Origin of the sequence: Catenuloplanes nepalensis (assembly GCF_030811575.1) — a bacterium.
Classification (GTDB): Bacteria; Actinomycetota; Actinomycetes; order Mycobacteriales; family Micromonosporaceae; genus Catenuloplanes; species Catenuloplanes nepalensis.
Genome location: NZ_JAUSRA010000001.1, coordinates 1,082,384 through 1,095,383, shown reverse-complemented (window position 1 = coordinate 1,095,383; position 13,000 = coordinate 1,082,384). Strand labels below are relative to the sequence as shown.

The window sequence follows — 13,000 nt, the reverse complement described above, 5'->3', positions numbered from 1 at the left end:
GTGACGGGTAGCGCGCGGGTCTCGTTCGGCATCTGGAGCGACCGCATGGTGGCCGCCGAACAACTCCAGTCCGACCTGAGCGAGTCCGGCGTGCACACCATCACGGTCGGCGGTGACACCGGCCCACCGATCGAGTGCCTGGTCGTCCTCACCCAGAAGCCGCAGCTGGACCCGGGCGAGTTGGCCACGCTGACCCGGCTGGCCAACCGCGCGAAGATCACCATCGCGGTCGACCGGCACCGGCCCGGCGTGGACGATGCACCACCCTGGCCGCGGGACGCCACGCTGCACTGGGGCGGCCACTACCCGGATCTGTCGCAGGTGGCGGAGGCGCTGGTCGACCTGGTCCGGCCGCCGGGATTGCTCTCCACCGCGCTGCCGGCCTTCCTGCCCACGTCCACACCGCTGCCCGGCATCCCGCTCGCCGTCGGCATGCACGACCTGATCGAGCAGCTGCAGCGCCCGGAGGCGCCCCGCCTCGTCTCGCTCACCCGCAGCCTGTACGCCGAGCTGCTGCACGCGCCCCGGGCCCGGAGCCGCAACGAGTACGACCTGTTCCGGCTGGTCCACTGGGCCGCGCAGGAGAAGAACCGGCCGTTCATCAACACACGCCTGGCCCGATCGGAAAAGCCGTCGATCCGCCCGGAACGGCCGCGCTCGCTGGACGAGGTGCTGGACGATCTGCGTACCCGCCGGCTGGTCATGCTGCTGGGCGAGCCCAGCAGCGGGAAGAGCCAACAGCTGCGGTACTTCGACGCACGGTCGGCGCTGCGCTCGATCCAGCAGCAGGAAGGCGGCCCCCGGGCACCGGGCTCGTTCTACGTGGCGCTCTCGTCGCAGCCGTCGCAACCGGACATCTCAATGGAGTGGCTGGCGCGGCAATGGTCCATGGTCGCGGACACCGCTCGCTGGCACGACCTGCCCGCCTTCCTGGCGGACGGCGGCACGGTGCTGCTCGACGGGTTGAACGAGGGCGGCATCCGGTCGCTGCCCCTGCGCGAGTGGATGAACCGGTGGCGGGACGTGATCACGCAGCTGTTCGAGGCCGGTGCGCTCAAGGTGGTGGTCAGCTGCCGGACCCGAGATCAGCTGATCCAGATGCGGGAACCCGCGACCGAGGTCAGCCTGCGGCCGCTGTCGACCGAGGACATCGTGGCGATCGCCACCCAGGCCGATCCGCGGATCGCGCGCCGGCTGAAGCACGCGCTGGCCGAGGACGGCCGGATCGCCGACCTGTACGCGAGTCCGTTCCGCCTGCGCAAGTTCCTGGAGTCGGGCGCGGACGACATCGTCGGCACCGAGGCTCGCCTGTTCGGGCTGGTCATCGTGGCCGCCATCCTGCGCGATCTCGATCAGGACAACCCACACGGCGATCTCATCTCCGACTCCGCCGCGGCCCGGCTGCGGGCCAGCTCCGTCACGGACGACGGCAACCCATGGCTGGAGCTGGAGACCATCCCGATGATCAAGGCGTTCGCGGCGCTGGCCAGGAAGCTGACATTCCCCACCACGCCGGGCGGGAGCGCGCGCCTGACCATGCAGCCGGTCAGAGCCATCGAGGTGCTCGAACACGCGCTCGCCGAGGCGCGGTACGACCCGGCGAAGGCCCCGATGGCGCTGGACGCGGCGAAGGACTTCGACATCCTTCAGGAGCAGCGCGGCGAGGTCCGGTTCATCCACCCGTCCCTGCAACATCTGTTCGCCGCGTCCGGCTGCACGGACGAGGAGATCGTCGCGCTCGCGGAACAGGAACGGCAATCGTCCCCGCATCGGCCGGTCACACCGCATCGCTGGTCCCCCGGGCGCCTGCCGCCGTACGCGGACCACCGGTACGGAGAACTCTTCAAGTTCGCGGCGCAGCTGCGGCCCGACGTACCGCGCCTGTTGCTCCGCGTCGACCCGGTGCTGGCCGCCCGCACCTACCTGGCCGCCGGACTCGACGCCGAGGACGGCGTGGACGACGAGATCCGCGCGACGCTGGCGAACAGCCTGGTGGACGAGGTCAGCCGGCCACGTCGCGCCGCGATCACGGCGGCGCTCGGCGAACTGGGGTGGCGACTGCCGACACCGGGCTTCCGCGGCTCGGAGGCGCTGGCCACGGTGCCGGCCAGCGAGTGGCGCCTCGGTCACCGGGACCGCACGAGCACGCCCGAGATGGACACCGACAGTGAGACGCGCACGGTCCGCCTGGGTGGCTTCCGGCTCTCCCGCTTCCCGGTCTCGAACCTCGAGTACCGGGCGTTCGTGGAGTCCGGCGGATACGACGACAAGGCCTGGTGGACACCGGAGGGCTGGCAGTGGGTGACGAACTCCCGCGCCGTCGAGCAGTCCGTGGTCGAGTGGCGACGCCGGCAGACCATCCTGAACCGCGATCTCAGCCAGATCGTCCGGCTGCTGCGCGAGGAGCGGGCCACGCCGGCGTCCGCGGCCGCGCTGCTGCGGTTCGCGCGGCTCTCCGAGTCGGAGATCGTCGAGTACGTCCGGTCGAGGCAGGATCGGCCGATCCGCAGCCCCGGCTCGTGGGACACGCCCGCGCTCAGCAACCCGCTGCAGCCGGTCGTGGGCGTGTCGTGGTTCGAGGCGAACGCGTTCTGTGCCTGGCTCACCGATCAGTACGGCAAGACGTTCCGGCTGCCCTCCGAGAACGAGTGGGAGGCCGCCTGCCTGCACTCGCTCGGCCTCACCGACTGCGCCGCCGTGGCCGGGACGATCGGCACCGACTTCGGCAACACCATGGAGTCCGGATTCCAGGCCACCACGCCGATCAGGACGTACGCGACCACCGCGCAGGAGGCCCACCGACTGCCGGTGGAGATGCTCGGCAACGTCTTCGAGTGGAACTTCGACTACTACGCCCCCGGTCATCACAATCGGCGGATCCTGAAAGGTGGATCGTGGCGGCACGAGGCGTGGCGTGCACACCCGGCATATCGTGGTCGGGGAGTGGTGGACGCCCAGTACAACGACGTCGGTTTCCGCTACGTGATGGAGGAGGCCCGATCATGAGCGGCGCTGAGCACGCGGGCGGCAAACCGGGTGACGACCAGATGCACTCCGGCGCACACGACCTGGTCGGCGAGATAGCCACGATGACGGACAGCATCCCTCCGGTGGCCGACGACGAGATCCTGGCGAAGCTCGAGATCCTGGCGGGCACATTCTCGCCGGAGGAGGTGTTCGCGGTGCTCGTTCGCTTCGACACCCCGGAGCTGCTGGGTTAATTTTCCTGCGGAACAACGTATCCCAGCGTCCGATTTACCCGTTTGGCCGATAGCGAGAGTGCGACGTGCCGTCCATCGTGCACGGAGTCATCGCGCCGCTCGGTGTCGCCAACGGAGGTTTACGTGCCCCACTCGCCCGGTCTGCAACGACGCATGCACCGGCTCCTCCCGCCCGGCCCGGCCGCCCTCTGGCTGCCACTGGACGACGGCCTCATCTCCGGGCCCGAGCATCATCTGCGCGATGTCCGCTCGCTCCTCAGCCCGACGGTCGTGGAGAGCGTGACCGCGGTCCTGGGCTTTCGCGGCTCGCTCGCGGCCGCGACCCCGCAACTGCTCGGCAAGCCGCTGGTGATGAACCTGAGCGCCAGCAGCATCCACCGCGACCACACCCGGAAAACGGCGGTCGGCAGCGTGGCGGACGCGGTGCACCAGGGCGCGGATGCCGTGGCCTGCCACGTCAACGTCACGTCGCCCTACGAGAGTGAGGGACTGGACCAGCTCAGCCGTCGCGTGACCGAGGCATCGGCCCTCGGTGTACCGGTCGTCGCGATGGTCTATCCGCGCACGGTCGGCGAGAACGGCGCCGACTACAACTACTTCGACGTGCGGGAGCGTTCGCCGGAGGAGTTCGCGGTGCTGGTCCGGCACTGCGTGCGCATCGCGGTGGACCTCGGGGCCAGTGTGGTCAAGACGATGTACACCGGTTCCCCGGAGACGTTCCGGACGGTGGTCGAATCGGCCATGGGAACGCCGGTTCTGATCGCCGGTGAGGCGCTGGTCGACGAGGAACAGGCGATCGAACGTGCGCAGGATGCGGTTGAAGCCGGCGCCGCCGGGGTCGCGTTCGGGCGGCAGATCTTCAACCGGACGGACGCCGCCGGGTTCGCGGCCCGGCTGCGGAAGTCGCTCGACGGCGCACTTCCGCAGCACGAGGCTCACGCCGTGCGCTGAGCCGCCGGTTCCGGGCGGTGGACGCCTCGTGGGCGGTAGCCGAGGCTGGGTTCGACGCCGGCCAGGTCGGCGAGGAGCCAGATCAGGGCCAGCCACATCTCGGTGCCCTGCAGGCCCGGGACGGTCGCGCGGTCGCCCCGGGTGGACGGATGCGGGGCCCGGAAACCGAAACCGGCCCCGTCGGTCCAGTGACCCATCGCGTCGCGGAGCAGCTGCGTGGCCAGCGTGGCAACCTCGGCGGCACGGTAGCCTGAGGCGCGGGTCAGCCACAGTGGATGGGCCACATCCAGGACGTTGCAGGCGTTATGGCGCCCCGGGCCGAAGAAGCGCGCATCCCGCGCGTGCTGCAACACCGTGTCCACCACCCTTTCGGGGTACGGGACGGGTAGCCCCCACTGCGCGAAAGTGCCCCGGGACGCGCGGTAGAAGCCGTTCACGATCTGGAGCAGTCCGTCGGCCGGGGCCGGGGTGCCCCACATGCCGGTGCGCGGGTCGGCGTTCATCAGCATCCACCCCGCCACCGTCTCCCGGGGACCGCGGAGGCCCTTACGCGCGTTCCAGTGCAGCGCGGTGCCGAGGATGTCCACCCAGTGGCCGGCCGTCCACGCGTTCGTGCGCCACGGCTGGCGCTCCAGGCCCTCGATGATCTGCTCCGCGGTGGCCTCGGACACCACCCGGACCGGCTCGGGAAACTCGCTGCCGAGCAGATCCAGCGCGTAACCGGCGGACAGCACGTGATAGCCGCCGTGTTCGTCGAAAAGACCGTTCTCGGGGGTACGGCCGAACTCGGGCACGATGCCGGTGCGCGGATCCTGCCAGCGGCGCAGGCGGTCGGCCTGTTCCGCGGCGGGCAGCTGCTCCGGGGCGCGGCCGAGCAGCAGGTCGGCGATCTCGATCGCGTCGCACTGTGCCCGTACCGTCGGCGGGGTGTCGGGTTTGTCGGTGAACAGGCCGAGACCGGCGTTCCAGCAGCGGGTCAGGACGTCGCCGGCCTGGGCGCGGGCGCGGTCGGCGAACGCGGCGACGGACGACGCGAGGTCGGTGTCGTTCTTCCGCTGGGCGGGGACACGCCAGCGGATCACGCGGGCCGGGTTGCCGCCGACCACCGCGCCCGCGGGTACGTCCTTGGTGACGATCGCGCCGGCCGCGAGCACGCTGCGGTCGCCGACGGTGACGCCGTCCAGGATCACCACGTGCGAGCCGATCCAGACGTCGTCGCCGATCGTGATGCCCTTGCTGGTCAGTGGCTGCCGGAAGACCTCGACGTCCGGATCGTCCATCGTGTGGTTGAACGCCAGGATCGAGGTGTGCGCCCCGATCCGCACCGCGTCGCCGAGCGTGACGTCGCCGCGCACCACGGTGTAGGGGTTGATCGAGCAGTCCCGGCCGGTGCGCAGCGTCCCGGTCAGGTAGGCGCCGGCCGCGACGTAGCTGCGGTCGCCGAGCCGCAACTCGTCCGGGTGCACCGAGGCGTGCTCGGAGACGAAGCATCCTTCGCCGATGGTACCGTCGAGACTCCGCTGGTAGGCGGCTTGGCGCGCCCTCGCCGCGTCGTCCGCACCGTCCGCGAAAAGCCACGGTGAGTAGTCGAAATCCTGCGGTCGCTGCCCGTCGCCCATGCCGTACCCGCCTCTCTCGCTCCGCCGAGTCTCGTCGATCTTGCGCGGCGTGGCCAGGGGTGCGCGTCGATCATGCGCCCGGCCAGGCACGTCACGGTCACGCTGCGATCATGCGGGGTCGCTGCTAGGTTCGACCGAACGGTATCGATTTCTACGGGAGAGGGATGAACGGCCGAAGCCGGAGCGGAAACCAGGCGACCCCTCGCCTGCTGCTGAGGCTCGCCCTCGTCACCCTCGGCCCGGCTGCCCTCTGGCTCCTCCTGCTGCTCTTCTCCCCCTCCCCCGCCCAGGCCGGCCCGGGCTCCGGCACGGGACCGCCGATCACGGCGGGTGACGTGGCGGTGGAGGACGTCGTCACCGTGGTGAACGAGGTGGCGGCGGAGGAAGCCACCGCGCGGCAGAGCCCCGGGAACACGCCGCTCGCCGCGTCCGGTACGCCGGAGACCGAACCGCCGGCGTCGGTGACCGAGGTCGTCACCGAACCGGTCACGTCGGCCGCGGCCATCGCTTCCACCCCGGCCGACCCGGCCGTCGAGGCCGCGGCACCCCCGGCCGAACCACAGCCGGCCGAACCACAGCCGGCCGAACCACAGATCGAGACCGCAGCAACCCCGGCCGAACCGCAGATCGGAACCGCCACGACCCCGATCGAGCCACAGATCGAGAGCGCAGCAACCCCGATCGAGCCCTTGATCGAAACCGCCACGACCCCGGCCGCACCATTGATCGAGACCGCAGCGGCCCCGGCCAGCCCGCTGATCAAGACCGCCGTGGACCCGATCGAACCGCTGATCGAAACCGCGGTCACCCCGGCCGAACCGCTGATCGAAACCGCCGTCACCCCGGCCGAACCGCTGATCGAAACCGCCGTCACCCCAGCCGAACCGCTGATCGAGGCCGCGACCGACGACGTGGTCGCACCGGTCGTCGAGATCGCCACCGCGCCGGTCACGCCGCTGATCGCCACCGCGACGGACGCCGTGGCCAGGCCCGCGACGGACGCTGTGATCACGCCCGCGATCGGCATGGTCTCCGCGTCGATCGAGCCGGTGGCGGCTGTCGTGGTGACGCCCGCGCTGGAAACGGTCGCCGGCGCGACCGGCGTGGTGCTCATGGAACCGGTGGTGGCGCCCGCGATCGCGACCGTTGCGACCACGGCCGATGTGCTGCTCATCCAGCCGGTCGAGATGGCCGGGGCCGAGGCGGCCACGAACGCCGCACTCCAGACCGCCGCGCTCCAGACCGCCGCACTCCAGACCGCCGCGCTCCAGACCGCCGCACTCCAGACCGCCGCACTCCAGACCACCGTGGCGCAGACCGCCGCGCGGGCGGCGGTCGAGGCCGTGAGGGCGCCGCCCGCGGCGGAGGCTCCCGCGGCGACGGAGCCCGCCGCGGGACAGCGGACGGATACTCGGGTTCAGTGGCACCCTCGGCAACCGGCGGCGGAGCCGTGGCGGCCGTGGCACGGTGCGGATGATCCCGGCGTCCGGCCGGCCTGCTCTCCCGTAGCACCGGCTGGGGCGGCGGGTGCGGACGACGCCGTACCCGTGGATGGCCCTGATGGTCCTGAAGGGCCGGGGTCCGGTGGTGCGGCGCCGGGTCCGGCGCACGGGCTCCGGGGTGGTGATCAGCCGAGTTCGCCGCAGGCGGACGCGGCCGCCGGTGGGACCACGGTGGACGTGCGCGTCGAAACCGTGCCCCGCCCCGCCGACCAGCACCGTGACTCACGTGTGATCGAGGTTCCCGACTCCCCCGGATGATCGTTCCCACCGGTTCCCGGCCCGCGCGAGCGCGCCGGTGACCGGTTCTCGCCTGACGAATTCTTCTCGAGGCCGGCGCACGCCGCCGGTGAGGCGTGATGGGAGCGAACGAATGATTCGCACAATGATCTTCTCGAACCATGTGCTGCTGCGCGAGTCCCTGCACGCGGTGCTGTCCACGGAGCTGGAGGTGACGTCCGTGGGCGGGGACGACGCTGAGGTGCTGACCGCGGCGCACAAGATCCGGCCGGACGTGATCGTGGTGGATCTGGACGGGCCGGGACGGCACGGACTGCGAACGGTGCGGCGACTGGTGGCGGAGCTGCCGGAATGTGCGGTGGTGGCGCTGACCGGGCGGCACACGCCGCACGCGTTGCGGGCCGCGCTGGCAGCGGGCGCGCGCGGGTTCGCGTCGCGTCAGCAGCCGCCGGCCGAGCTGGTGGATCTGATCCGCCGGGTCGGGCGCGGCGAGCGGATGATTCACCCGGGTACCGCGCTGGCCACGCTCGCGGCGATGCACAATCCGCTGTCCGCGCGGGAGCGTGATGTGCTGCGGCTCGCGGCGCGCGGGATGCCGAGCGCCGCGATTGCGTCGGAACTCTTTCTGTCCGAAGGAACAATTCGGAACTATCTATCTTCTGCGGTACGGAAACTGAGCTGCAGAAATCGGTTGGAAGCGGCCCGTCTCGCCGAGGAGGCCGGCTGGATCTAACGCATCGACGCAGCTCACCGGCCGGGCGGCGACAAAACGGCCCGGCCGGGCTGTGCCGGAACCGTCCGGCCGGGCGACGTTCATCCGACAGTGTCGGCGGCGAATCAACCACCCGTTTGGACGGGCTCCCAGTGCATCGACTGTGCTTCAATGTGGACGGGTATTGCCATGTGGTTAACCGGTTGTGTCGATCTGTCGATAAGGGGCCGCGGCGTGGTGCGCATTCTGCTGGCGATGCCGCAGGGGCTGCTGCGTGGTGCCCTGAAATACGTGCTCTCCACGCACCCGGACATGGACGTGATCGCGGAGCGCGACGCGGTGGAAGCCACGATCGAGGCGGTGCGCACGGACTCGCCGGACGTGACCGTGCTCGACCTGGAGCTGCTCAACGGGCCGGGCAGGGACCCGGCGGGTGCGGCCCGCGCCGCGCACTCGGAGCTGCCGGACAGCAAGATCCTGGTGCTGGTCGACCCGCGCCGGCCGGGCGTCGGCGCGCAGATCGCCGCGGTCCCGCCGACGATCGGGTTCCTGGCGCAGACCGCGTCACCGGAGCGGGTGGTGGACGCGGTGCTCCGGCTCGCCGCGGGCGAGCCGGTGGTCGACGCGGACCTGCTGATGGCCGCGCTCATGCCGACGTCGCCGCTGACCGAGCGGGAGCTGCGCGTGCTGGAGGTGGCCGCGCTCGGCACGCCGGTGAAGGAGATCGCGCGCACGCTGTCGCTGTCACCGGGGACGGTGCGCAACCACCTGTCCCGGATCATCGCGAAGACCGGCGCGCGCAACCGGATCGAGGCGATCCACCTGTCCAAGGAGAAGGGCTGGATCTGACATCTCGCGGTAGGGGCGCGATGTCCGCAGCAGTTCCGCGTGCGTGCTGAGCAGCGGTGTGGCACCGTCGAAGAGCAGCACGTGCCGGCCGCGCGCGGCGGAGCCGAGCCGGTGCGCGATGACCACGAGCGCGCCCGGCCGGGCCGCGAAGGCCGTCTCCGCGCGGGCTTCGGTGGCCGGGTCGAGGTGGCAGGTGGCCTCGTCCAGGATCGCCAGCGGCGCCGGTGACAGCCAGGCCCGGACCAGCGCGATCAGCTGCTTCTCGCCGGCCGAGAGCGTGGCCGGGTCGATCATGCCGTCGAGCCCGCCGAGCCGGTCGATCAGCGGCCAGGCGCCGAGCGCGGCGATCCCGCGCAGCACGGGCGCGTCCGGGGCAAGATAGCGCAGATTGTCCAGGACCGTGCCGGTGAAGACGTAGGCCTCCTGCGGCAGCAGCACGCGCGCGGCGCAGCGCACCTCGCCGTGCTGCGGCACGATCAGGCCGGCCATCAGCCCGGCGAGCGTGGACTTGCCGATGCCGCTGGCGCCCACGATGACCAGATGCTCACCGGCGTCGACGTCCAGGTCGAAGCGATCGAGCACGGGCGCGGCGGCCGGGCCGTAGCGGAACGTCACGCCGCGCATGCGCAGCAGGCTCGGCCGGCCGCCCCTCGGCGCCGGGTGCGGCAGGCCGCTTTTCGGCCCGCCGTCCGGATGCGATCCAGAGGCCGACTCAGGCGCACCGGCCGGGTACGGATCGGACCGACCGTCCGGGTGCGGATCGGACGGAGCCGTCGGGTGCGAATCGGGCGCACCGGCCGGGTGCGAGCCGGGCGCGGGCCGGAGCAGGATCCGGCGCAGCGTGATGCCGTAGCGCAGACCGCCGCCGGCCAGGCCGTGCATGAGCAGGTGCAGCGCCGGGACCAGGCCCTGCCGCACGTAGACCATGGCGCCGAGCAGCGCGCCCGCACCGATCCCCCGCTCGATCAGCCAGGGTCCGGCGACCAGCAGCACGACCAGCGGTCCCCAGCCGCCGACCGCGAGGCAGGCGCCGCGCAGCGCACCGGCCGTGCCGAGCGCGCGTTCCGCCCGGGCCTGTGCCTCGGCCGCGTCCGAGACCACGCCGGCCGCCCAGGCTCCCGCGCCGGCCGCGGTCACGTCACGGTGCGCGCGCAGCATCGGCTCCGCGGTCGTGGCCAGGTCCTCGTCCGTGCGCGCCGCGGCCAGCTGCCGGGCCGCCAGCCGCGGCAGCAGAAGAGCGAAGAGCCCGAGACCCAACAGCAGCGGTACGGCGACGAGCGCGGCCAGCACCGGCGCCAGCGCGACCAGGCCGGCGATCGCCGCGACCATGCTGAAGACGAAGCCGCGCACGGTGGTGAGCAGCCCGGCGAACGTGTCCCGGACCACCTCGACCTGCCGGGTCATCCGGGCCACGGCCGCGCGGTCCGGCCGGGCGGCGCCGCGCAGCGCGTCCGTCACCACCCGGCGCACCAGCCGGTCCCGGAACGGCTCGACCACGTCACCGAGCCGGCGGTACGCGCCGCGCGCACCGGCCGCGCCGATCCCCGCGGCGATCGCGTAGCCGCCGAGCCAGGCCAGGCCGGTGCGGGCGTCCCCGGCGAGGAAGCCGTCGTCGATCGCGCGTGCCGTGGCATACCCACTGATCAGCGCGGGCGCGGTCTCGACCAGCGACCACACGGCCAGGCCGGCGACCGCGCGCCGGTCACGCCGCAGCTCGCTCAGCGTGTAGCGGGTGGCCGCGCCCATCAGGCGACCCCGTCCCGCTGCGCGGCGCTGCCGCCGCCGCCCGCGCGGTCCGGCGGCGATCCGGCGCCCGCCGGTGGCGGCGATCCGATGCCCACCGGCCGCGGTGATCCGATGCCCACCGGCCGCGGTGATCCGATGCCCACCGGCCGCGGTGATCCGGTGTCCGCCGGTGGCGGCGCTTCGGCGGATGTCGTGCACGGGGAGAACACCGCCCGATAGCCGGGGTCGGCCCAGAGCGCGTGATGCGGGGCGCAGCCGCGCAGTCGGCCGGCGTCGAGCCAGGCGACCAGGTCCGCGGCGGCGGCGGTCGCCCGGCGATGCGTGATGACCAGCCGGGTGACGCCGTGCGCGTGTCGGGTCAGCGCCGTCCCGATCCGCGCCTCGGTGACGCTGTCCAGACTCGACGACGCGTCGTCCAGCACCAGCAGCCGGCCGGCGTGCAGCGCGCGGGCCAGGCCGAGCCGCTGCGCCTCACCGCCGGACATCGGCGCGTCCGTGAGCGGGGTGTCGTACCCACCGGGAAGCCGCCGGACGTAGTCGTCGATCGCGGCGACGCGCGCGGCTTCGGGCACGAACGCGGGGTCGCGGCCCATCGCGATCGCGTCGCCGATGGTGCGGCCCGCCAGCGCCGGGCGTTCGAAGCCGTACCCGACCGCGGCCGCCAGCGACTCCCGGTCCAGCTCGGGCAGCGGCACGCCGTCCAGCCGGACCGTGCCCCGGTCCGGGTCGCGCAGGCGTCCGGCGACCGCGGCGAGCGTGGACTTGCCGGAGCCGGACCGGCCGACGACCGCCACCGTGGCCCCGCCCGGCACGGTGAGGGTGAGCCGGTCCAGCAGCGTCCGGCCGTCGACGGCGCGCACGGTCACCCCCTCCAGCCGCAGCGTGCCCGCGCCGCCGGAGACGACCGCCGGGAGCCGCGGCACACCGGCCGCGACCGGAGCGCGCGATCGCCCGTGATCACCGGCGAGCGGTGAACCGGGCGAAAGGTGATCGGGGAGCCGACGCAGGCCGTGGGCGCGGGGGCGCTCGGCGATGATCTCGGCGGCGCGGGTGGCGCCGCTGCGGGCGCGGATCAGGCGGTTGAGCGTGGCCAGGATCGCGCCGAGGCCGGCGCCGAGCGCCGCGTACTGCAACGCCGCGATCAGTTCGCCCGGCGTGAGCCGGCCGGCGGTGAGCAGCACGCCGGCGACCGCGACCACGGCGAGCTGGGTGAGCGGCGCGAGCAGCGCGGTACGGCCGGCCGCGACCGCGAGCGCGGACCACGTACCCCGGCCGTGGTCGCCCAGCTCGGGCAGGGGCCGCAGGACGCGGCGGATCTCGGCCTCCGCGGTACCGGCCGCCGCGATCGTGCGGGCACCGGCCATCGCCTCGGCGAGCAGCGCCGCGATCCGGCCCTGGACCCGCTGGTAGCCGGAAGCGGACGCGGACGCGGAGACCACGAAGCCGCGCAGCAGCGCGGTGAGCAGCAGGATTCCGGTGACGAGCGCGACCGCGAGCCACGGGTCGATCAGCGCGAGCGCGACCAGGCTGCCGGCCGGCGGCAGCACGGAGACGAGGCCGCCGATGGTGGCACCGACCGCGGATCCGGCGTCCGCGGCCTGCCCGCCGAGCCGCGCGACGAGGTCGCCGGCCGGGCGTCCGATCGGGTGCGGGAGCGTGAAGATCCGGGCGAGCAGCGCGCGGCGCAGGTGTGCGGTCGCGCGCGCGGTGCCGGTGGCGGTTGCCAGGTCGGCGAGCACGTCGGCGCAGGCCGCGATGGTCACCAGCGCGGTCGTGACGACGATCCAGGTGGTCGGCGAACCGGCGAGGACCGCGTCCACGGTGCGGCCGATCGCGGCCGGGATGAGGAGCGCCGCGACCGCGCCGGTGATCGACGCGACGGCCAGCAGGACCGCGTGTCCACCGGCCGCGCGGACACAGCCGAGCAGGATGCGGTTCGTCATCGGCGACGGCCCCCAGATATGGGCCCGCCCCGGCGCAAGAGCGCCGGGGCAGGACCTGTGCGGGTATTGTGCTGTGAGCCTCAGGCTCAGTTGCAGGTGGTGACGCTCAGCGAGCTGTCGCCGCAGAGCAGCAGGCTGGCCTGGCTCCCGCCGCCCCCGCCGCCGCCGGTCGCGTCCTCGATGTGCATGCCCTGGAGGTCGAGCAGCGTCATGCTCAACA

10 protein-coding genes are annotated in these 13,000 nt (G+C 72.8%); 6 read left to right on the top strand and 4 right to left on the bottom strand.

Annotated features, from left to right (window positions below; genetic code table 11):
- The 3 genes from J2S43_RS04600 to J2S43_RS04590 all read left to right on the top strand — a co-directional run bounded on the left by J2S43_RS04600 (window position 1) and on the right by J2S43_RS04590 (window position 4,172).
- Window positions 1-3,006 carry an SUMF1/EgtB/PvdO family nonheme iron enzyme gene (locus J2S43_RS04600; RefSeq protein WP_306827305.1) on the top strand — a complete coding sequence of 1,002 codons (3,006 nt, stop codon included), beginning with the start codon at window positions 1-3 and terminating at the stop codon, window positions 3,004-3,006.
- On the top strand, window positions 3,003-3,221 hold the full coding sequence (locus J2S43_RS04595) for a hypothetical protein (RefSeq protein WP_306827304.1): 219 nt from the start codon (window positions 3,003-3,005) through the stop codon (window positions 3,219-3,221). Before J2S43_RS04600 ends, J2S43_RS04595 begins: the two co-directional genes overlap by 4 nt.
- A gap of 123 nt (window positions 3,222-3,344) precedes the next feature.
- A complete protein-coding gene (locus tag J2S43_RS04590; RefSeq protein WP_306827303.1) occupies window positions 3,345-4,172 on the top strand; it encodes a class I fructose-bisphosphate aldolase in 828 nt (275 codons plus the stop codon).
- Here the strand turns inward: J2S43_RS04590 and J2S43_RS04585 are convergent.
- Window positions 4,157-5,791, bottom strand: a complete 1,635-nt coding sequence (locus J2S43_RS04585) for an acyltransferase (RefSeq protein ID WP_306827302.1) — start codon at window positions 5,789-5,791, stop codon at window positions 4,157-4,159. The two genes, J2S43_RS04590 and J2S43_RS04585, sit on opposite strands and share 16 nt — an antisense overlap.
- Window positions 5,792-5,955: 164 nt before the next feature.
- Here J2S43_RS04585 and J2S43_RS04580 point away from each other — a divergent pair, with 164 nt between their 5' ends.
- The 3 genes from J2S43_RS04580 to J2S43_RS04570 all read left to right on the top strand — a co-directional run bounded on the left by J2S43_RS04580 (window position 5,956) and on the right by J2S43_RS04570 (window position 9,091).
- Window positions 5,956-7,551, top strand: coding sequence for a hypothetical protein (locus J2S43_RS04580; RefSeq protein WP_306827301.1), 1,596 nt, complete (start codon window positions 5,956-5,958; stop codon window positions 7,549-7,551).
- A 124-nt stretch (window positions 7,552-7,675) separates the two neighbouring features.
- Window positions 7,676-8,263, top strand: a complete 588-nt coding sequence (locus J2S43_RS04575) for a response regulator transcription factor (RefSeq protein ID WP_306827300.1) — start codon at window positions 7,676-7,678, stop codon at window positions 8,261-8,263.
- A gap of 213 nt (window positions 8,264-8,476) precedes the next feature.
- On the top strand, window positions 8,477-9,091 hold the full coding sequence (locus J2S43_RS04570) for a response regulator transcription factor (RefSeq protein ID WP_306827299.1): 615 nt from the start codon (window positions 8,477-8,479) through the stop codon (window positions 9,089-9,091).
- On the opposite strand, the gene J2S43_RS04565 is transcribed toward J2S43_RS04570, so the two are convergent.
- From J2S43_RS04565 to J2S43_RS04555, 3 genes are all read right to left on the bottom strand, one after another.
- Window positions 8,987-10,837, bottom strand: a complete 1,851-nt coding sequence (locus J2S43_RS04565; RefSeq protein WP_306827298.1) for an ATP-binding cassette domain-containing protein — start codon at window positions 10,835-10,837, stop codon at window positions 8,987-8,989. The genes J2S43_RS04570 and J2S43_RS04565 overlap by 105 nt on opposite strands.
- Window positions 10,837-12,780 carry an ABC transporter ATP-binding protein gene (locus J2S43_RS04560; RefSeq protein WP_306827297.1) on the bottom strand — a complete coding sequence of 648 codons (1,944 nt, stop codon included), beginning with the start codon at window positions 12,778-12,780 and terminating at the stop codon, window positions 10,837-10,839. The genes J2S43_RS04565 and J2S43_RS04560 overlap by 1 nt, the downstream gene beginning before the upstream one ends.
- Before the next feature lie 86 nt (window positions 12,781-12,866).
- On the bottom strand, window positions 12,867-12,992 hold the full coding sequence (locus tag J2S43_RS04555; RefSeq protein WP_306827296.1) for a SapB/AmfS family lanthipeptide: 126 nt from the start codon (window positions 12,990-12,992) through the stop codon (window positions 12,867-12,869).
- Window positions 12,993-13,000: the final 8 nt, after the last annotated feature.